Here is an 18,791-nt window from a genome sequence, read left to right as displayed (position 1 = left end):
TCACATCACTTCGCTGCGCAACTGCGGAAAGACCTTCGACACCTTGTTCAGCACGTAGTCCCCATACGTGCCGCTCAGGTGGTGGACGCTCGCGCGGTCCCAACGCTCGTCGCGATCATCCTCGATCTCATGACCGGCCAGCTCTTCGATGGGGCGGATCTCCGCGCGGAAGTTCGGATCGAAGAAGAACGGAAACGACAGCCGGTCTCGCTGCGCCATGTTCAATACGCGATGAGGCGTGCTGCGATAGATGCCTCGCGTAAGGCTATCCAGCATGTCGCCGATATTGCAGATGAACGAGCCGGGAATCGGCGGCGCGTCGATCCAACGACTGCGGCTCTTCACCTGCAAGCCGCCGGTGCTGTCCTGCCAGAGCATGGTGAGCAGGCCGTAGTCGGTATGCTCGCCGACCCCCCAGCGGGCTTCGTCCGTGCCAGCCGGCGGTGGCGACCACGGATAGTTGAAGATGCGAAACAGCACCAGCGGATCGCGCGTGTAGCGGCGCGCGAAGTAATCGGCCTCGAGCCCCAGGCTCAGCGACATGCCCGTCATCAGCGCGTGCCCCAACTCCGTAAGCGCCCCCACGTACTCCAGCACCACCTCGCGAAAGCCCGGCACGTCGGGAAACAGGTTCGCCCCATGCAGCGGCGTGCCCGCCAACACTTCGGCATGATCGGCCGGCAACTCCGCGCCGAAGTAGAGCCCCTCTTTTTGATCGGGCTTGCCCGAGGTGAGCTCATCTCCCACGGCAAAGTACCCGCGCCACGCCCGCCCGCCACGCGACATGGCGATTGCCTGCTTTTGGGCCGTGGGCAACGCAAAGAACTGCCGGCTCAACTCCTCGAGCTGCACAAACAGACGCGGCTCGATCCCATGCCCCACGACATAGAAGAACCCACACTCGCGGCAGGCGGCGCCCAATTGCTCGGCCACGGCCCCTTGCCCGGCAGAATTCGCCACGAGTGGCGCCACATCGACGATAGGGACGTGAGAAAACTCGCCAGCCGCGTTCGAAGTAGTCATACGGTTGTGCTGCAATCGTTTCAGGATCGATTCAACGAAAACAGGAGAAGTAACGTAGTTGAATTCGAGTCATTCGGCGCGAGGTCGTCAAGCAACCTACCGGCGCACTCCGCAACGTAAGCAATCCGCCTGGAAGTCGGTGCCGCATGGTCATCCATCAGGACATGCTGCGCACATAGTGTTGTCGAAATCGTACCACACGCTAGATTACGGAACGCTCGCCTGCCGCGCCACTTCGGACGCAGGTCAAATCATCAACAAGCAGGTCACGCCGACATGGGTAGCAAAGACATCCGTAAAGAAAAGAAGAAGCCCAAGCAGCCCAAGGACAAAAAGACGGTCGCCCCGAGCAAGTCCCGACCGAGCAAGTAGCTCCCACCGACTCGCCAACTGGCCATACGCAAGACTGCTCCGCCGTTTACGGCTGTTCCGACTGCCCATTCCTTGCGCTGCGCACAATTGCGTCGATAACCCGCATATTCGCCAGCCCATCGGCAAGCGGCGTTGGCACGGACAAGTCTTCAACGATCGCCTGCACGAACAGATCGGCCTGAATGCCGTACTGATCGCACGGCCCGAACTCGCGTATTTCCACGCGATCACCCCTGCGCAGTCGCCCCACACAGGGCCGGTCGGCGGGGGGCAGAAATGGAGTCTCGAGCTCGAGCCAGCCCAGTTCGCCGTGCGCGATCATCCGCTGCGAAAACTCCTCGTTCGTCGCCGCGCGGAGGTTCGCTCTGCCGGCTGCGAATTCAAGCGTGCCCTCGGTGAGGCGATCCACGCCAAACCGCGGATCGATCTGCTCCCTTCCGCGCACGCTGAGCGGCTCGGCGCCGAACAGAAACCTCGCCAGCGACACGCCGTAGCAGCCGATATCGAGCAGCGCCCCGCCTCCCCATTCGGCATGGTGCAGAATGCTGGCCGGATTATCGTCGAAGAACGTGAAGCTCATTTCGACCCTGCGCAGCGGTCCGAACACGCCACTCGACACGACCTCTTTCGCCCAATGCCATTGTGGATGGTGGCGGTACATGAACGCCTCCATCACCTTCAGATGCGGAAAACACTGTGCGGCCGCCACGAGCCGCTCCGCTTCGTCCGCCGTGCAGGCCAGCGGCTTCTCGCACAGGACGTGTTTCCCACATTCCAACGCACGAAGAGCATAGGGCACGTGCAAATGATTCGGCAGCGGAACGTAGACCGCGTCGATCGAGGTATCGATGAGCAGTTCTTCGTAAGAACCGTACGCACGCTCGATGCCGAACTGCGCCGCCGCGCGGCGCGCCTTTTCCAAATCGCGCGAGGCGATGGCCGCGACTTGCGAGTTGGCGTTGTGCGGTTCGCGCAGCAGGGCCGGGATCACGGCCTCACGGGCAATGGTCGCCGTTCCCAGGATTCCCCAACGAATTCTTCGCGACATGATTCTCGCATTGGAAAGGGGCGGCCGTCCGGCAAAAAGGTACCCCCCGACCGCTCCCCTGATATACTCGCAGACTCGGGGGAACGCAAAATCACGCCTCGTTTCGGATCGCCCACCGCCATGCACAAGACGCCCACCGTACGTTCGCAGCTCACGACTCGTCGCCAGTTCCTCGGCGCCTCGGCCGCCCTGGCCGCCGGCGCCTGGGGCATGCCCACGATCATTCCGCGGCACGTGCTGGCGGCGCCCGGCAAGCCCGGTGCGAACGACCGCATTCGCGTCGGGGCGATCGGCGTCGGTGGGCGAGCGTCGCTCCTGCTCGAGCAACTTCCCGAGGAGGGGCAGATCGTGGCCCTCTCGGATTGCAACCTGCCACGGGCCGAGGCGTTCAAAGCGAAGAAGGGGGCCGATTGGACCACGTATCAAGACTATCGCCACGTGCTCGAGCGCAATGATGTCGATGCCGTGATCGTGGCCACGGGCGAATTTCAACGCGTCCTTCCCTGCATCCATGCTTGCCAGGCCGGCAAGGATGTCTACGCTGAAAAGCCCCTCACCCTCTACGTGCGCGAAGGTCGCGCGCTGGTCGACGCGGTCCGCAAGCACAACCGCGTGCTGCAGGTCGGCTCGCAACAGCGTTCGATGGAGATGAACCGCGTGGCGTGCGAGCTCGTCCGTAGCGGCGGGCTGGGCAAGGTGCTCGAGGTCCGCGCCATCAACTACACCGGACCCGAGGCCTCGCCGGCCGAGAATCCCGCCGAACAAGAGTTGCCCCCCAACTTCGATTGGAACGTCTGGCTGAATCAATCAACCATGCGTCCCTACAACCAGGCCTGGATGGGTTGGATGCGCTGGCGCGACTTCTCCGGCGGCGAGATGACCAATTGGGGTGCGCACGGCATCGACCAGATCCAATGGGCCCTGGGTATGGACGACACGGGTCCGGTGGAAATGAAGCCCCTCTCCGAGGGCCCACACGGCCAGGTCGCCATGAAGTATGCCAGCGGCGTGCCGGTCAACTTCGTGATCGAGCCAGGTCGCGGCCCCATGGGGGGCGCCGTCTTCATCTGCGAGAAGGGCAAGCTCGAAATCAATCGCAACAAGTTCAGCTCGAATCCCCCCGAGATCGCCGCCGAGTTGAACAAGCAGGTCAACGTGGCCGAAGAAGAACGCAAGTGGAGCGACGAGCTCGCCCTCTGGCAGGCGCGTTGGCACATGCAGAACTGGCTCGACTGCATCCGCTCGCGCGAGTTGCCCGTGGCCGACGTCGAAATCGGCCACCGTTCGGTGAGCGTCTGCCACCTGGCGAACATCACCCGCGAGATCGGTCGCCCCCTGCAGTGGGACCCCAAACGCGAAATGTTCGAGGGAGACGAGCAAGCCAACGCCCTGCTCGACCGTCCCCGCCGAACCGGCTTCGAGCTGCCGACCGCCTAGCGGGCGAACTTTTCCCCTGATCTTCGTGTCCCCCGGGGGGAGCGGTGCGCGTCGAACTGCTTCGCCAAGACCCCATCGTCAAAGTTCCACGGCAGAGATAAAATGCCCCCTGGCGAGAGGAATTGCGGGCTGCAATCGTCAGGATGGATTGCCCCGCTTGCCCAAGACATCGGCGGACCGGCGCTCGGTCGCTGAATAGCCGGCTACGCGGTAGCCCCTTCAAGGATTCGTCCATGCTCAAGAAACGTTTGATGACCCCCGGTCCCACCCAGGTGCCCGAGGAAGCCCTGCTCGTTTTGGCCAAGCAGGTGAATCACCACCGTACGCCCGAGTTTCGCGCCTTGTTCGCCGAGGTGCTCGAGGGGCTCAAAGAGGTGTTTCAAACGTCATCCGACGTGATCGTCCTGGCCAGTTCGGGCACGGGCGCCATGGAGGCCGCCGTGACGAATGTCGTGCCGCGCGGCGGGAAGGCCATCGTGCTCGACGCCGGCAACTTTGCCCACCGCTGGGTCAATATCTGCCAGGCCTACGGCATTGAGGTGGTCAAGCATGAGGTCGAATGGGGCGAGGCCGTCCGCGCCGATGACGTGGCCACCTTGCTCGAGAAGCACCCCGATGCGGTCGCCGTGTACGGCACGTTGATGGAGAGCAGCACGGGTGTCGGCCACGACGTCAAGGCGATCGCGCAGGTCGTCGCACCGTCGAAGGCACTCTTCGTCGTCGATGGCATCAGCGGCGCCGGCGTCATGGAATGCCGCACCGAGGCCTGGGGGATCGACATTCTGGTCGTCGGCTCGCAAAAGGCGCTCATGATGCCCCCGGGGCTTGCCTTCCTCACCGTAAGCGACGCCGCCTGGAAACAGATCGAATCGATCAAGCCGCAGGCATACTACTTCGATCTCAAGCAGCATCGCAAGAAGATCAAGGATGGCCCCGATACGCCTTGGACCCCGGCGCACACGATGATCGCCGCGCTGGCCGAGAACCTGAAGCTGATCCGTGCCACCGGCATGGAAGCGATCTGGGAGCGTGCCCGGGTCTTGAGCCGCGCCACCCGCGCTGGGGTGGCCGCGATCGGTCTCGAGCCCTTCGCCGCGCGTCCGGCCGACGGTCTCACCGCCGTTCGCTTCCCAGAGGGGCTCGATGGTTCCAAGTTCACCAAGTTGCTCGAATCCCGTTTCGGCATCAAGGTGGCCGGCGGTCAGGGGGATCTCAAGGGCAAGATCTTCCGCATCGCCCACATGGGCATCGTCGACGAGTTGGACATCCTCTCGACCCTCTCGGCAATCGAGTTGGTGCTCGACGAGTTGGGACGGCCCGTCGAGTTCGGCGCCAGCACCGCGGCCGCCTGCCAGGTACTAGCCGAGGCCCGCTCGGCGGCGGTTTCGTAGTTGCCCCGTAACCGCGCGACTTGGGTCCTTGGCCTTCGGCGGCCGCGCTGTTACTGTTTCATTCTTCCAAGCGGCTCCCCCGGCGTTGGAATGCCGGGGCGACCAAACCGCGCTCGCCGCTCCCTGCCTGACGGGGGATCGGGCGACGCCACCGATCGCGGGTGATGTAGCCGCGCAACGCAGTTCTGTTTTCTGGCGCGCGACAAGCGCGTAGTGCCTCATGCCCCGTGTCATCGTTCTCGATCCGTTGTCGAAAGAGGGTCTCGATCTGCTCGATGCCGCTCCTGGCATCCAGTACGAAGTGCGCACCGGCCTCAAGGGAGATGATCTCCGCCAGGCGCTTGCCGAATTCGACGGCGCCATCGTCCGCAGCGGCGTGAAGATCACCGCCGACGCCCTGGAAGGCAATCAGCGGCTCAAGGCGATCGTCCGTGCCGGAGTCGGCACCGACAACATCGACGGGGTCGCCGCCACGCGGCTGGGCATCGTCGTGATGAACACGCCCACGGGCAATACCCTCAGCACGGCCGAGCACGCCATCGCCCTCATGCTGGCCATGGCGCGCAATATCGCCCCCGCCTACCAGAGCCTGATCGAAGGTCGCTGGGACCGGGGCAAGTACATGGGCACGCAGTTGGCCGACAAGACCCTGGGCATCGTCGGCCTGGGACGCATCGGTCAGGCCGTCGCCGCTCGGGCAAGGGCCTTCGAGATGCGCGTCCTCGGCTACGATCCCTTCCTGTCGAGCGAGCGTGCCAAGGAACTGGGCATCGAGATCTTCCCCAGCGTCGACGGCATGCTGCCTCACGTCGACTTCCTCACGGTTCATACCCCCTTGACCGAAGAGACGCGCGGCCTGATCGGCAAGCGTCAGCTCGAGATCTTGAAGCCCGGCGTGCGTCTGATCAACGGCGCCCGGGGGGGCATCTACGACGAAGCCGCGCTGGTCGAGGGGCTGCAGAGTGGCCGGATCGCCGGTGTCGCCCTCGACGTCTTCGCCGAAGAGCCCTGCACGAAGAGTCCCCTCTACGGCCTGCCGGGGGTGGTCTGCACGCCCCACCTGGGCGCCAGCACCGAAGAAGCTCAGGCCAAAGTGGCGGTCGAAGGCGTCACCCTGCTGGTCGATTTCCTGACCACCGGCGCCATTCGCCATGCCGTGAACATGACCCCCGTCGACCCGCAGAAGCTCGCCGGGCTGCGCGGGTTTCTCGATGTGGCCTATCGACTGGGCATCCTGCACGCCCAGATGGGACGCGGCGCCCCGCAGGCCTGCCGCCTCATCTACCGCGGTGAAGTCGCCAGCAAAGACACGAAGCTCATCACCGCCAGTTTCGCAGCCGGACTGCTCCGCAATGCCCTCGCCCAACAGATCAACATCGTCAACGCCGAGGTGCTGCTCCGCGAGCGCGGCATCAAACTCTACGAAGAGTCGCGCTCGGACACCGGCGATTTCAGCTCGATGATCACCGTCGAGGTCGAGACCGAGTCGAAGAAGTACATCGCCGCGGGTACCCTGTTCGGCAGCAAGCTCGCACGTCTCGTGCGACTCGGCGATTACCGGCTCGAGGCCTATCTCGACGGTATTCTGCTGATCTTCACCCACCACGACGTGCCGGGCATCATCGGTTCGGTCGGCACGATCTTCGGCAAGCACCGCGTGAACATTGCGCAAATGTCCGTCGGCCGCGCGAGCGAGAGCCCGGGGGGCGAGGCCATCGGCGTGCTGAATCTGGATAGCGCTCCGCCGGCCGCCGCACTCGAAGAAGTGCTGGGGCACCCCGATATCGAAAGCGTCAGCGTCATTCAGCTTCCGCAAGCTGGCGAGATGCCGGCATGGATGCTAGGATAAGCCCCGCTTCTGGGGATCGACGAGTTGGCCGCAAACGCTGCTCGTCATGAATTCAGCCTGTTCTTTCGGATTCGCGAAGAGGTCGATCATGCGTTCGTTCGGCTTGGCGTGTGCGGCGTTGGCCCTGCTGACCCTCGTAGGCTGCGGTTCCAGCGGACCGCCCAAGGCGCCTCTCGGCGCGCCCAAGAAGCCGGTCCAGAAGCTTCCTGCCGATGAGGCCGGCGCGGAGGTCGAAGCCGTTGCCGTCGAGGTTGAAGTCGAAGAAGAAATGCCGGCCGAAGGGGCGTCGAAGGAGAAGCCGGCCGAGGAGTCGACGGCGGCAGCCGAGGCCAAGGACGAAAGCACTCCAGACGAGCCAGCCCCACCACAACAGCCTCGCCCGAGCGTCTTTTTGAAGCTGCTTGCCCAGCCCGCTCAAGACGCGGTACAGGGCAATATCGAGACCCTCACCTCGGGCGCCGGGGGCCTGCTCCCCTCGCCGTAAGGGGCATCGCACCAGCCTGTTTGGCGGTAGCGTCCTCTCTGACTAGCATGGAACTTCTGCCCGGGCCCCTTCTGCGCCCGGACCTTCTCCCATGCGGACGACGTCATGCAGTGGACCCTTGCGCTGGCCGTACTGGCGACCATCGTGCTCGCTGAAAGCGCGCCCGAAACGGCGGTTGGCGGCGCATCGTATCGCCTGATCGCCGTCATGGCCGGGGTGGCCGTGGTCTCGCTGTTTGCGACGGCCGCCGCGGGGGTTACCGCCGCCGGGCTGCGCCGCGACTTCGATCGCCGCCGGCAACTGCTCATGCGCTTCAGTCGCTTGCGCACGGTGCATGGGATGCTGTGGCTCGGCATCGCCCTGGCGACCGAGTACTACCTTTCCTGGAGCCGCGTCGTGCGCGCCGACTGGGGGCTCGGCGATATCGTGCTGGTCGACGAACTGCTGATCCTGGCCCCCCTGCTCCTCCCCTTGTTTCTCTCGTGGGCCGCCTTCTACGAGGTCGACCGGGCCATTCGTCTGGCCCGTACCGCGGCGACCGGCGAATCGACTCCGCTCTGGACCCGCGGTGGCTATTTGTTGTTTCAGGCCCGCCACCAGCTCGGCCTCTTGATGGTACCGCTGCTCATCTTCCTCACGCTGCACGACACGGTCCGGGTGCTCGAACCAGACTTGCTCGACAAACCGCTCGGTGCGGCCCTGTTCGGGCTGCCGATCGCGGCCCTATTTCTGTTGTTTCCGCTCTTGCTGCGCACCGTCTGGCAGACCGAGCCCTTGCCTGCCGGCCCCTTGCGCGAGCGTCTGACAGCGCTCGCCCTGGCCAACGGCTTCCTGCCGACCGAGATTCTGCTGTGGCGGACCGAAGGGACCGTGGCCAACGCCGCGGTCACCGGCATCTGGCGGCGGTTGCGCTACGTCTTTCTCAGCGACCGGTTGCTGGCCCATTTCAACGACGACGAATTGGTCGCCGTCTTCGGCCACGAGTTGGGACACGTCCGTTACCGGCACCTGCTGATGCGCGGGCTCATCGTGCTCGCGCCGGTGGCGGTGTGGTGGTCGGTCGAATACTGGTTGCCCGGCATGGCTCAGGCGATTGCCGGCGTGCCGGCCACGCTCGGCGTCGACGATTCGCTCGCCGGCGGGTTCACGGCGATCGTGCTGCTGGGTGGCATCCTCGCCGTGCTTTTGGGGTCCTACTCGCAACGACTCGAGCACGAGGCCGATCTCTACGCCGTCGAAGTCAGTGGCGGGCCTGCCGCCTGGTGCAATCGCCACGGCGAACCGTCGCTGGCGGTACATCCGTTCGTCACGGCGCTCGAGAAGCTGGCCTACCTGAACGGCACGTCTCGATCGTCGCGGAGTTGGCAGCACGCGAGCATTGCGCGACGGATCGAGTTTCTCGAACGCGCTGCCGCCGAGCCCCGTTTCGCCGCCCGATTTCATGCACGTTTGCGCACCGCGGCGATCGTCCTGCTGGCCACGGTGTTGTGCGGTTTACTGTCGCAGGCGCTCGCCGCCGCGACGGCCGCGGGCATCATCTGAACAACCGGCACGACCGGCAGGCTCGCCGCGAATTCCTATCTCTTCTCACGGGAAGCACTAGACAGCAAGCTAGCATTTTGCCGATTTCTTGTTCGGCAGAGTGCATTGCGTTGCGAACGCCAGCTTCCCGGCACGGCGGATCGCGGCGCAAGCCCCCCGGCGCGGCCTCTCCGGATCGCGCTGTAATCCTTCCCACCCGGCGGCGTCCTCATAGGGCATTTCATGACCACTTTCGTTGATTCGTTGCTCGACCATCGAGCCTCGGCGGAACTGAACCAGCGCGTGTTAGTGGCCCTCGAATCGAACCCTCATCTTCCGCGTCGTATGTTGCGCATCGAGACGCACGAAGGGCGCGTCGTGCTGCGTGGCACGGTGCAGTCCTACTATCAAAAGCAGATGGCCCAGGAGATGCTTCGCGGCATCGACGGCGTGGGCGCCATCGACAACCGTCTGGAAGTAACCTGGCGCTAAGCCCAGCGAATTGCACAACCACCACGCACGGCGACGAGGCGGTCTGCGCTCGCGCGTCATGACCGCGTCGTACGATGTGCGTGGATCGAATTCGCCGCACTCGGCACGATCGCTGCGCGCACCCCCCCTCGTGCCTGGCAGATGTCAGGCAGGGGCGTCGTACCGCGATGGAATGGTCCCCGCGCGACGAGCCGGTCAACGAGGCTGCTTGGGCAGATAGCCCAGCACGGCGTCGTCCCGGTTCGCGTAGTAGGGAAAACGGTTCTCGAGTCGCAAGCCGGCCAGGATATCGCGATTGGCGGGCGAAAGTCCGCTCAAACGCACGATACCGCCATGCTGCGTGGCGCGGCGATGCAGCAGCACAAGCTGGCCGACCAGGTAGCTTTGCAGCCACTCGATCTGGTCCATCTCGACCACCACTCGATGCACGAAGTGCTGCTCGAGCAGTTCCCACACGCTATCGGCCAAAGGGGGCGCGTCGTCGGCTGCAAATTCCGGCTTCTGCAGCCTGACGAAGAGCCAGTCAGGGCCTCGTTCAATGTCCGCCAACCAACCTCGGGCCAACTCGACCATACGTTGCTCCTTCAACCAATTTCCCCACGCACGAACGTGCGCTCGATGATGAGACCGCCTGCGAGTCACGCCCCTTTGAAGCGGAGCGACCTGCGTGCGCTTCCTGCCTGCAACCGGCGAGAGGTGATTGAATGCCGGTAGCCTGTCCGTATCGAGGCCCACAGGTTCCCTCAGCTTAGGCGGCAGAAAAGCCAGTGGCAATTCCCCCACGCCAATTCCTTCGATTTGTTGTGAATGCCAGTGACGAGCTGTCAGGCTGCTGAAAAAGTCAGCAGCCTGCTAGGATCGCCTGGATGCGATCACAAAATAGCGACGGAAGTCGTTCTTTTGCGAGCGGTGCGGAGTTCAACTCCGCACTTCGCGAGGCTGAAAAAGGCCACGACGGACCTTTTTCAGCAGCCTGCTAGCCATTGCCGTTCGACATCCACGAACCGTGGGGCTGTCCGAAACTGCCCCCTGGATGGAATCGTGGCGGGGCATGGCAGAGGGTTGCACGTTTCCCGAGATGCGCGATACTACGGCAACGATTCGAGCCGAGCCCCCAACGCAAATCGAGCGAGGAAATTTCCCATGTCGCGATCTGGCGCCGTCACGTTCAAAGGCAACCCGATGACCCTGGCCGGCGAGGCGGTGAAGGTGGGAAGTCCCGCTCCCCCGTTCACGCTGCACTACTTCAAGGACGGCCTGAAGACCCTCACCCCCGACGACCTGAAGGGGAAGCCGACGATCATCAGCGTGGTCCCCTCGCTCGACACGCCCGTCTGCCAGACGCAGACCCGCCGCTTCAACCAAGAACTGGGCGCCCTGGGCGATAAGATCAACGCCCTGACGGTCAGTCTCGACCTCCCCTTCGCCCAAAACCGCTTCTGCGGCGCCGAAGGCATTACCAACCTGCAATCGGCCAGCGACTATCAGACCCGCAGCTTCGGCGAGAACTGGGGCATGCTGATCGAGGAATTGAAGATCCTCGCCCGCGGCACCTTCGTGCTCGACAAGGAGGGCAAGGTCGTCTACGCCGAGCAGGTGCAAGAAGTCGCCAGCGAGCCGAACTACGAAGCCGCTCTGACGGCACTGCGCGGCCTGCTCTAAATCACACCTCAGCCAAAGAGCAACTGCTGACCATCGTCGGCCTGTGCCGTGCCGGGCAGGCCGAGATGGTCGTAGCCCTTGGCCGTCAAGCGGCGGCCACGGGGCGTGCGAATCACCAGTTCGCTGCGCAAGAGATACGGCTCGACTTCGTCCGAGAGCGTGTCTACCGCCGTATTCAGTGTGTGCGCCAGCGCCTCGATGCCGACGGGGCCACCGCCAAAGACACGGGCAATCGTCTCCAACAGGCTGCGATCCTGCTTGTCGAGACCAAGCTGATCGATGCCCTGCATGTCGAGCGCGGCGTTGGCGAGCTCGCGCGTGATGGCGCCGTCGGCTTTGCTCGTGGCGTAATCGCGCACCCAGCGTAGCCGGTTGTTCGCCAGGCGTGGCGTGCCGCGGCTGCGCGAGGCGATCTCGAGGCTCGCGTCGGCGGCGATCGGTGCCCGCAGCTTGGTGGCGTTACGCCGCACGATCTCGGCTAATTCGGCGACCGTGTAGAAATCGAGATGCTCCCGCATTTGGAAGCGGTCGCGCAGCGGCGCCGAGAGCAGTCCGGTCCGCGTTGTCGCCCCGATCAGCGTGAAGGGCTTGAGCGGCATGTTGATCGTCCGGGCGTTCACCCCTTCGCCCAGCGCGATGTCGATGCGGAAATCCTCCATCGCCGGATAGAGAAACTCTTCAACCGCCTTCGGCAGCCGATGGATCTCGTCGATGAACAGGACCGAGCCCTCCTCGGCGTTGGTGAGGTAAGGCACCAGGTCCTTGGGCGCCGTCAGCACCGCGCCGCTGGCGATCTGAAACGAGACTCCCAGATCGCGCGGAATGACCGTGGCAAAGGTGGTCTTCCCCAGTCCCGGCGGTCCGTCGAAGAGGATGTGCCCCAACGTCTCGCCTCGTTTGGACGCGGCGTCGATGGCGATCTCGATCCGCGCGTAGACCTCGCGCTGCCCCACCATGTCGCGCATTCGCTGCGGACGCAGGCTGATGTCGAACTCGCTGTCGAGTTCCAGCGACCGCCAGCTCTTGGCGGTCGCGGCAACCTCGGGAAGAGAATCACTCGATTTGAGAATTGGCTCGCGTGGCATCGTACATCGCCCGGGGTCGGTGATTCACGCGCCAGAGGAGCGCAGGGGCCGCTCTGGCGGTGAACACTTGTAGACTGGGGCAATATACCAAACACCGCCCAAAGCGCCGAAGGGCAAACGGCGGCGGGCCCTACTACACGCGGGTATGACGGCCAGACTTACTCTTCGCTCTCGCCAGCTTCGGCGTCGCTTGGCGTCGCCCCTTCGACCAAGGCCGCTGGACGCTGCACGCCGCTCACCTTTTCGTAGCCCAGGCCACGCAGGACCTCGAGTACCTCGCTACAGGTGGGGAACATGCGGCCGCTGGTGCGCTTGTACTGTTCGAGCGCTCGCATGAATTCGACCTCGTCCACCGAGTAGTCCCGTTCGCAGGTGGTGGGGTCGATCTGACGACGACGGCTGACCTTCGCGCGGCGTTCGAGCTGACGACGCTCGACGGCCACCGGCTCGGTACGAGAACGACGATCCTTGCTCGCCCGACGTTCCGCGGACGCCTTGGCACGACGATCGATCGCTACAGAACCAGTTTCCTTCGAGCCGCTCTTCTTGGTCGTCTTGGTCACGTGGTCACCTGGGGCTGGGGGAAGGCGGGAGACACGTCGGGGGGCCAAGTGAGGATCGGTCTGTTTCCCCTATAAAATACACCACTTGCGCAAAACAGGCGGTTCTGCGAAACATTTCGCGTAGCGGGGAATTTTCTTACAAGGCAATCCTTACGGTCTTGCGGGCCGCCAAGCCAGAACCCACGTCACAACCGTCAGAATCGGAACGCACGCCGGGCAGTTCGACACCCGCCCGAGCCGTCGGCGATCACAGAATCGCCAGCCTGAAAAGTTCAGGTCCGTCAGGCGTCCGCGTTGCAGGTTCGCGGATCCAAGAAAATGAGCCGCGCTGGAGCGACTCGAAGGGGGCGACCTACCCCTGAGATAGAGTACTAGCGCGCGCCTAGAACGCCTGCGTCGGGACGCGATTCGACCGCGACGGGGCTACGTCCCGGCCGGCCGGTTCGGCCTCGCGCCGATTTCGCGCGGTCCAGATGTCGAAGATGACCGACCACAGCCCGGGGGCTTCGGTCTGGCGGTAGGGGTGGTCGGCCGGTAATTGGGTCATCAGCCGGCGATGTGCCTCACCCAACGCGTGGTAGGGCATCGAGGGAAACAAGTGATGCGTGGCATGGTAGCGCAATCCCACCGGCGCCCAGAGCGGTCCCAGTAGCCAGTTGTGGGGGAAATTCACCGAATCGAGCACCTGCTCCTGAAAGGTCGACGGTTCGTATCCATAGCGATAACGGTGGGCACCCAAGGAGCGGATCGCATTGATCATCAGCACGAAGAACGCGATCGAATAGGTTTGCACGATCACGATGACGGGGATGCGACCTGTCGCCACCGCCATCACGGTGCCCAAGGCCGCGACGAAACAGGCCACCTCTTGTATCCGCCACCAGCGCAGTTCCGCCGCCGAGGGCTCGGGCCGCACGTAGGTCGGCGCCACCACCATCGACGAGGCATGCCGCATCAGCCATCGGCGAAACGGCGGAATCATCCACGAGAGCGGCGCCAGGATCAGAAAACGCCCGAGTGCGATGAGGGGCAGCACGAACGGCTCGCCCAGCATCATGATCCAATTCCACCGTGAACCATACGCAAACGGCAGATACTCGCCATCGTCGGCAGTGCCGAACTCGCGCCGTGAGTGGTGCGACAGGTGCGTGTGGTAGAGAAACGAGGGCATCAGCAGCGGAATGCCGAACCCCACGTTCCACGCCACGCGAAACGCCTTGAACGAATCGCTCCGCAAATGCGACAACTCGTGGGTAAATAGCGAGGCCCGATAGGCCGCCAGGCCGCACGCCACGTACAGCCCCGCCCAGAGCACGGCCTGGCCTGCACTGAACTCGGTAAACAGCAGCAGGTAGTTCATCGCCAACAGGCTGCCGAAGGCGATCGCATCGGAGACGAGAAAGTCGACCCAATAGATCCAGGCCTTCGGCTCGAACAGGTCGGCGACTAGGGCCCGGGCCTCGGCCAACGAAAACGAATGCTGTGCGTCAATGCGGCGTAACATGGGAACTTGCCCGAAAAAATCGGAAGAGTCCGCTACCAAGGCGGTGCAAGTACCCACATTATCGGACGACCCTCCTGTCGACTGCAGTCGGGTGGTGCCTGGCTCGATTAGGCACAAGACGTGGAATTGACGGGCTGCGGCGACCAGTGCGGCTTGGAAATGACGTCCGAGCAAAGCACTCGCGCTATATCGCTATCTCATTGCCTGGAGGGGCGGGGCCTACTCTCCCTGCGATGACATGGGCAGCTCTTCTGCCGTATCGAGCTCGATCGAGATGTGCAGACCGTTCTCTTCGAAGCTCGCCGCCAGGGCGATTGTTTCAGCCAGCTTGAGCACGTCGGCCAGTTGATCGAGGCTGCGCTGCGTCGTTTGACGATCGAGTCCGCGCGTCATCGACACGACCGAAGCGAAGAAACCGCGGTTCGACTCCAGAAACTCGCGAAATTCATCGCAGCGAATGAAGAGTACCTGGCTGGGAGGCGACATGGTGCTCCCCAACACGCGGGCAATCTCCGGCGACTCGGCCAGGGAATCCGTTCCACGATCATGCAGACTTAGCGACACGGCCTCGATCGACGAGCCAAACAGGAGATAGCGGTCGACGAATCCATAGGTCGCCATCAGTCCCCCCGGCAGGCTGCCGGGCAGGCGGTCGCCCGCTCCCTCGAGCGATGTCAACTTCACGCCTTCGATCTCGACCATGCGCACCTCGGCTTGCACCTCGTCTTCATCGCGATCCTGGTTGATGAAGTTGGCACCCAGCGTCATGACGGTGCGCAGGCCCGATTTGAGCGCGGTCGATGCTTGAGGGCGATCGTCCCCCTCCTCGCGTTCTTGCACCTCGACACCAAGCACCAGGTCGAGTTGTCGCTCTCCATCGGCGGCATCACTCTCGCGCGAGGCGAGGTAGGCGCCCATGTCGGGCCCGAGGCTCGTCAGCACGTCGTCGAACAGGTCGAGCCCCAGGAGCAGGCCCTGCGCCATGTCGCGCACTTCTTCGAAATTCTCCAGATCGCTCGCGGCGAGAAACAGCGAGCTGAGATGCCCTAGATTCACCCGGCCGGCAAAAGCGAAGAACGCATGGTTCGGCACACGGCGGAGAAAAGTCGCCTCCCCCCCGAGGCTGTCGATCACCCTCTGCAGCGCCGCCGGAATGCGCTGTCGGTCGAGATGGAAGAAGCTATCGACCGCCACGCGCGGCCCGACCTCGATCGAAGTGACCCAATAGTCCGAGGCGCGCCACGCCTCGACGATCGCCTGGCGCAGGAACGGCGCTTCGCTTTCCACGCCCGCATCGTCGGCCACGCGGTCGAGCTCGGCAACCATCTGCTCCTCGAACGATCGCGGATTGACGAACTTTTTCACCGCGGCGTTTTCTTTCCAGCGGGCACTTCCTACCGCGAAGGGGCGCGTGCCCGCCAGACTTTTTTCATTTACTTCCGTGGCGGCATGCAACTCGAGCACCTGGTGCATCACCGCTTCGCTGCCGGTGAGCACCCCGATGGGACCGAGCGTAGCGACGTAGATGCTCAGGTTATTTTCGCCGCGATCGAGCGTGCGAACGCGGTACTTGCTCCCCGCGTGTTCCAATTCGCCTTCCTGCTTCAAGTCGCCGACTCGGCGATGCGCATCGGCCAGCGCCAGCATAGCGCGCTCGAGCAGTTTCTGGTCGGCCGCTTCGAGCAGGAACAATCCACCGGCCGGCGCGCCAGCTCCTGGCCACACCGCGACGGCCGCCTTGCGGCCGAGCAGCTTTTGCTTGAACTCGTCGGCCGAGACTCCCAATTGCCGCGAGAGGGCCTCGATGATCGATCCGATGGGAATCTGGTTCTCTTGCCGCCACTTGGCCAGCGGCGGTAGTTCGATCAAGCGCTTGTGGAACTCCCCCTCGAAGAAGTCGCTTGCATGACTGACCAGGTCATCGAATTCGATGTAGAGCCCGGCGTCGGCCGGCACCAGTCGGGCCAGCGAGGGAGCATCGTCCGCGGCGCGGGCCGCGCGCCCCCCCAGCGCAACGAACAAGAGAATCAGCGCACACCAGGGAGCGCACCAGTGCCAGAGTCCACGAGCCGCCTTCATACGTGGTCACCTCTCTCGTTCTGCGTATCTTGTCGCGGCCCCAACCAGTACGCGCGATTCACCGATACGTCTGGGCAGGGGTCCATCGTCGCTCGACGGGGGTCGAACGGCAACCACCGCGTTCCACACAATAATGTTCGCGGCACTCTGATCGGTCGATCGAACGGCCGTCCCGGGGCAGGAATCGCGGCAGGGACGCTGGGGGCCCACTACCGGAAGAATCGGACGGCAGGCAGGAGCCTCTCGATTGCTGCGTGGACAGGGGCGAGAAATGCGATCCCATTCCTCGGTAACCAACCGGCGGACTGGGGATCCTCGGTGGCAATGTCCGCGCGAAACAATCGTCGGTCTAGAGCTTCTCGGCCGGAATTTCCGTCGGCAGGGCCTCGAGCAGGAAGCTGAACGCCCCCACGGTCGAGTTCGTCACCGGCTTCAATCCCTCGGTCATGTCGTTCACCCAACCGCGCGAGCCGCGCGCATCGGCCGTGGCCACGGCGCCGGACGGTGCCGGCTCCTGCTCGCGCGGGGCTCGTACGCCAGGCAGCAACAACGCCAATTCGGCATAGTTGGCCTGCGTTTCTTGCGCCAAGTCGAAGTAGCGGTCTCCCACCTGACGCACCAGTTCGCCAATCGGCAGATCGCTGGCCTGTTCGTCGCTGGCTTGTTCGATCGGAGATGATGCATCGGCGAGCCCAGCAGGCTGCTCGACCGGCAACACCGCCACCGCCGTGCCACCTTCCTCGGCACGTTCGCTCCACCAACTCCACACGGGGAACGCCGCGATCAACAAGGCCGCAGCCAGGGCAAAAGCCACCCACGGAGTGCGGTTATCCGCCGGACGTTCGACCTGCGGGGTCGCCAGGTCTGCCATGACGCGCGACACGAGATCGGCCGATGGCAACGGCCGCGGACGAGCAGCGATCTCTCCTGCCAAGGCGCCATAGGCCGACAGATCGGCGCGGCACGTTTCGCACTCGGCGGCGTGGGCCGCGAGTTGCTTGTCTCCTGCGAGCGGTTGCCGCGCGTCGAGCAGGTCGTTGAGTCGTGTTTCAAATTCACCGCACTTCATGTTTCACCGTTCCCGTGATTCCTCGCCGCTGCAAGCGGCCCGCCATTTCACGTCTGGCGCGATGCACCCAGGTCTTGGCCGTGCCGACGGGGCACGCCATTACCTCGGCGATCTCGATATAACTCAGTTGTTGTTCGTGGAAGAGGAGGAAGGCCTGGCGATACTCGTCGCGCAACGCGCCCAGTGCCAAATCCACCTCCTCGGCCAGGTTTCTCGCTGCCTGATGGTCGGGGGTCTCATCGGGCACCTCTTCTACCAGGTCGCTCGGCTGCGGACGCTGCGAGCGCTGGGCGAGCAGCGTCCGGCAACGATTCCCGGCGATGGCCAGCAACCAAGGCCGAAATTCGCGCGACTGGTCCCAACGCGCCAGGTGCCGCAACACCCGCACGAACGTCTCCTGCGTGGCGTCCTCGGCGTCCTCGCGATGCCCGAGCATCCGCACACAAAGCCCGAAAACGTCGCCGCGGAAGCGCTCGACGAGCGCGACCATGGCAGGCTCCTCACCCGCCAGGCAACGGACGACCAGCTCTCGGACGTCGTCGGACAATCGCTCACCTTTGGAGGTCGGGGAGCCGGTCTGTGAAGATTTACCCTAGCTTGGGGCCAGGAGTTTCAAACACCCTGCCCCCCAGTCGAGCGGATTGGCCCGACACCTCGCCGAAAGCCCATTGTAGACAAGCTCTTGGGCGGTGCCATGGGCAGGCCCGCTCCAGAAAGTCCGCGGTTATACATGTCGCAGACGTTAGAGGTGGCAGAATAGGCAGGGCTCGGGGGTGGGACGGCTGCCTTAGCCGGAGAGGTCTTCGAAAAGCTTGCGCAGGTCGCTCGTCGAGACGTCCTCGAGCCGGCGACCCCGATTCTCGAGCTTTTCGTTCACCTTGATGACCGTCTCGCGCATGACGGAGTGGGTGTCTTCCGATCCGCCGTAAAGGAGAAAATTACCGCCGCGCGTGATGCGCGTCTGGCCATCCTCGGCATCGAATCCGATCCCCAGCAAGGCCGCCTTGGGCTGCTTCTTCTTTCCGGCTTGATTCGATTTCAAAGCGGCTACTCCCTGGGGCACCAGACCATCAATATCGCCGGCCCACTCCCCAATTCTTGAGGCTGCTCTATCGCCGACGATGGCACGTGGAACTATAGGCGCGGCCGACAGCGCGGGTCAAGTTGCGCCACCTTTCATGGACATCGACCCATCGTGGTGCTTCCATCAAT

At 63.9% G+C, this 18,791-nt stretch carries 17 protein-coding genes; 7 read left to right on the top strand and 10 right to left on the bottom strand.

The features are described from left to right. The gene (locus tag KF708_01900; GenBank protein MBX3411442.1) at positions 1 to 1,023 is read right to left on the bottom strand and encodes an isopenicillin N synthase family oxygenase; all 1,023 of its coding nucleotides are present in this window, start codon (positions 1,021 to 1,023) and stop codon (positions 1 to 3) included. Between the two features lie 418 nt (positions 1,024 to 1,441). Continuing rightward, positions 1,442 to 2,443: a Gfo/Idh/MocA family oxidoreductase gene (locus KF708_01895; protein MBX3411441.1), complete on the bottom strand. Its 1,002-nt coding sequence runs from the start codon at positions 2,441 to 2,443 to the stop codon at positions 1,442 to 1,444. A 120-nt stretch (positions 2,444 to 2,563) separates the two neighbouring features. Between KF708_01895 and KF708_01890 the strand changes: the two genes are divergently transcribed. The 6 genes from KF708_01890 to KF708_01865 all read left to right on the top strand — a co-directional run bounded on the left by KF708_01890 (position 2,564) and on the right by KF708_01865 (position 9,617). Further along, a complete protein-coding gene (locus KF708_01890) occupies positions 2,564 to 3,880 on the top strand; it encodes a Gfo/Idh/MocA family oxidoreductase (GenBank protein MBX3411440.1) in 1,317 nt (438 codons plus the stop codon). 233 nt (positions 3,881 to 4,113) lie between these two features. Next, the gene (locus tag KF708_01885) at positions 4,114 to 5,271 is read left to right on the top strand and encodes an alanine--glyoxylate aminotransferase family protein (GenBank protein ID MBX3411439.1); all 1,158 of its coding nucleotides are present in this window, start codon (positions 4,114 to 4,116) and stop codon (positions 5,269 to 5,271) included. A 220-nt stretch (positions 5,272 to 5,491) separates the two neighbouring features. After that, a complete protein-coding gene (serA, locus tag KF708_01880; protein MBX3411438.1) occupies positions 5,492 to 7,120 on the top strand; it encodes a phosphoglycerate dehydrogenase in 1,629 nt (542 codons plus the stop codon). 88 nt (positions 7,121 to 7,208) lie between these two features. Further along, positions 7,209 to 7,604: a hypothetical protein gene (locus KF708_01875; GenBank protein ID MBX3411437.1), complete on the top strand. Its 396-nt coding sequence runs from the start codon at positions 7,209 to 7,211 to the stop codon at positions 7,602 to 7,604. A 105-nt stretch (positions 7,605 to 7,709) separates the two neighbouring features. Continuing rightward, complete coding sequence (locus KF708_01870; protein MBX3411436.1) at positions 7,710 to 9,146, top strand: M48 family metalloprotease; 1,437 nt, start codon at positions 7,710 to 7,712, stop codon at positions 9,144 to 9,146. Between the two features lie 222 nt (positions 9,147 to 9,368). Next, positions 9,369 to 9,617: a BON domain-containing protein gene (locus KF708_01865; protein ID MBX3411435.1), complete on the top strand. Its 249-nt coding sequence runs from the start codon at positions 9,369 to 9,371 to the stop codon at positions 9,615 to 9,617. Between the two features lie 195 nt (positions 9,618 to 9,812). Here KF708_01865 and KF708_01860 read toward each other — a convergent pair whose 3' ends face one another. Beyond that, complete coding sequence (locus KF708_01860; GenBank protein MBX3411434.1) at positions 9,813 to 10,190, bottom strand: STAS domain-containing protein; 378 nt, start codon at positions 10,188 to 10,190, stop codon at positions 9,813 to 9,815. A 570-nt stretch (positions 10,191 to 10,760) separates the two neighbouring features. Here KF708_01860 and tpx point away from each other — a divergent pair. After that, positions 10,761 to 11,279 (top strand): thiol peroxidase, encoded by a 519-nt coding sequence (gene tpx, locus KF708_01855; GenBank protein MBX3411433.1) that lies wholly within the window; start codon positions 10,761 to 10,763, stop codon positions 11,277 to 11,279. Between the two features lie 8 nt (positions 11,280 to 11,287). On the opposite strand, the gene ruvB is transcribed toward tpx, so the two are convergent. The 7 genes from ruvB to KF708_01820 form a co-directional block, all read right to left on the bottom strand. Then, positions 11,288 to 12,364: a Holliday junction branch migration DNA helicase RuvB gene (gene ruvB / locus KF708_01850; GenBank protein ID MBX3411432.1), complete on the bottom strand. Its 1,077-nt coding sequence runs from the start codon at positions 12,362 to 12,364 to the stop codon at positions 11,288 to 11,290. 158 nt (positions 12,365 to 12,522) lie between these two features. Next, positions 12,523 to 12,876, bottom strand: a complete 354-nt coding sequence (locus KF708_01845) for a hypothetical protein (GenBank protein MBX3411431.1) — start codon at positions 12,874 to 12,876, stop codon at positions 12,523 to 12,525. Between the two features lie 433 nt (positions 12,877 to 13,309). Then, entirely contained in the window at positions 13,310 to 14,431 is a 1,122-nt protein-coding gene (locus tag KF708_01840; GenBank protein ID MBX3411430.1) for a fatty acid desaturase, read from the bottom strand. 219 nt (positions 14,432 to 14,650) lie between these two features. Continuing rightward, positions 14,651 to 16,510: a hypothetical protein gene (locus KF708_01835; GenBank protein ID MBX3411429.1), complete on the bottom strand. Its 1,860-nt coding sequence runs from the start codon at positions 16,508 to 16,510 to the stop codon at positions 14,651 to 14,653. 349 nt (positions 16,511 to 16,859) lie between these two features. After that, entirely contained in the window at positions 16,860 to 17,579 is a 720-nt protein-coding gene (locus tag KF708_01830; protein MBX3411428.1) for a hypothetical protein, read from the bottom strand. Further along, positions 17,566 to 18,126, bottom strand: a complete 561-nt coding sequence (locus KF708_01825; protein MBX3411427.1) for an RNA polymerase sigma factor — start codon at positions 18,124 to 18,126, stop codon at positions 17,566 to 17,568. Before KF708_01825 ends, KF708_01830 begins: the two co-directional genes overlap by 14 nt. Before the next feature lie 240 nt (positions 18,127 to 18,366). Beyond that, a complete protein-coding gene (locus KF708_01820) occupies positions 18,367 to 18,621 on the bottom strand; it encodes a hypothetical protein (GenBank protein ID MBX3411426.1) in 255 nt (84 codons plus the stop codon). Between the last annotated feature and the right edge of the window lie 170 nt (positions 18,622 to 18,791).

This window comes from Pirellulales bacterium, assembly GCA_019636335.1.
Lineage (GTDB): Bacteria > Planctomycetota > Planctomycetia > Pirellulales > JAEUIK01 > JAHBXR01.
This window is presented reverse-complemented; position numbering and strand designations above follow the sequence as displayed.

What these genes read in the sequence shown, in the direction of transcription:
- KF708_01900 (MBX3411442.1), bottom strand. Translation starts at nt 1,023, where the DNA reads ATGACTACTTCGAACGCGGCTGGCGAGTTTTCTCACGTCCCTATCGTC.
- KF708_01895 (MBX3411441.1), bottom strand. Translation starts at nt 2,443, where the DNA reads ATGTCGCGAAGAATTCGTTGGGGAATCCTGGGAACGGCGACCATTGCC.
- KF708_01890 (MBX3411440.1), top strand. Translation starts at nt 2,564, where the DNA reads ATGCACAAGACGCCCACCGTACGTTCGCAGCTCACGACTCGTCGCCAG.
- KF708_01885 (MBX3411439.1), top strand. Translation starts at nt 4,114, where the DNA reads ATGCTCAAGAAACGTTTGATGACCCCCGGTCCCACCCAGGTGCCCGAG.
- serA (MBX3411438.1), top strand. Translation starts at nt 5,492, where the DNA reads ATGCCCCGTGTCATCGTTCTCGATCCGTTGTCGAAAGAGGGTCTCGAT.
- KF708_01875 (MBX3411437.1), top strand. Translation starts at nt 7,209, where the DNA reads ATGCGTTCGTTCGGCTTGGCGTGTGCGGCGTTGGCCCTGCTGACCCTC.
- KF708_01870 (MBX3411436.1), top strand. Translation starts at nt 7,710, where the DNA reads ATGCAGTGGACCCTTGCGCTGGCCGTACTGGCGACCATCGTGCTCGCT.
- KF708_01865 (MBX3411435.1), top strand. Translation starts at nt 9,369, where the DNA reads ATGACCACTTTCGTTGATTCGTTGCTCGACCATCGAGCCTCGGCGGAA.
- KF708_01860 (MBX3411434.1), bottom strand. Translation starts at nt 10,190, where the DNA reads ATGGTCGAGTTGGCCCGAGGTTGGTTGGCGGACATTGAACGAGGCCCT.
- tpx (MBX3411433.1), top strand. Translation starts at nt 10,761, where the DNA reads ATGTCGCGATCTGGCGCCGTCACGTTCAAAGGCAACCCGATGACCCTG.
- ruvB (MBX3411432.1), bottom strand. Translation starts at nt 12,364, where the DNA reads ATGCCACGCGAGCCAATTCTCAAATCGAGTGATTCTCTTCCCGAGGTT.
- KF708_01840 (MBX3411430.1), bottom strand. Translation starts at nt 14,431, where the DNA reads ATGTTACGCCGCATTGACGCACAGCATTCGTTTTCGTTGGCCGAGGCC.
- KF708_01835 (MBX3411429.1), bottom strand. Translation starts at nt 16,510, where the DNA reads ATGAAGGCGGCTCGTGGACTCTGGCACTGGTGCGCTCCCTGGTGTGCG.
- KF708_01830 (MBX3411428.1), bottom strand. Translation starts at nt 17,579, where the DNA reads ATGAAGTGCGGTGAATTTGAAACACGACTCAACGACCTGCTCGACGCG.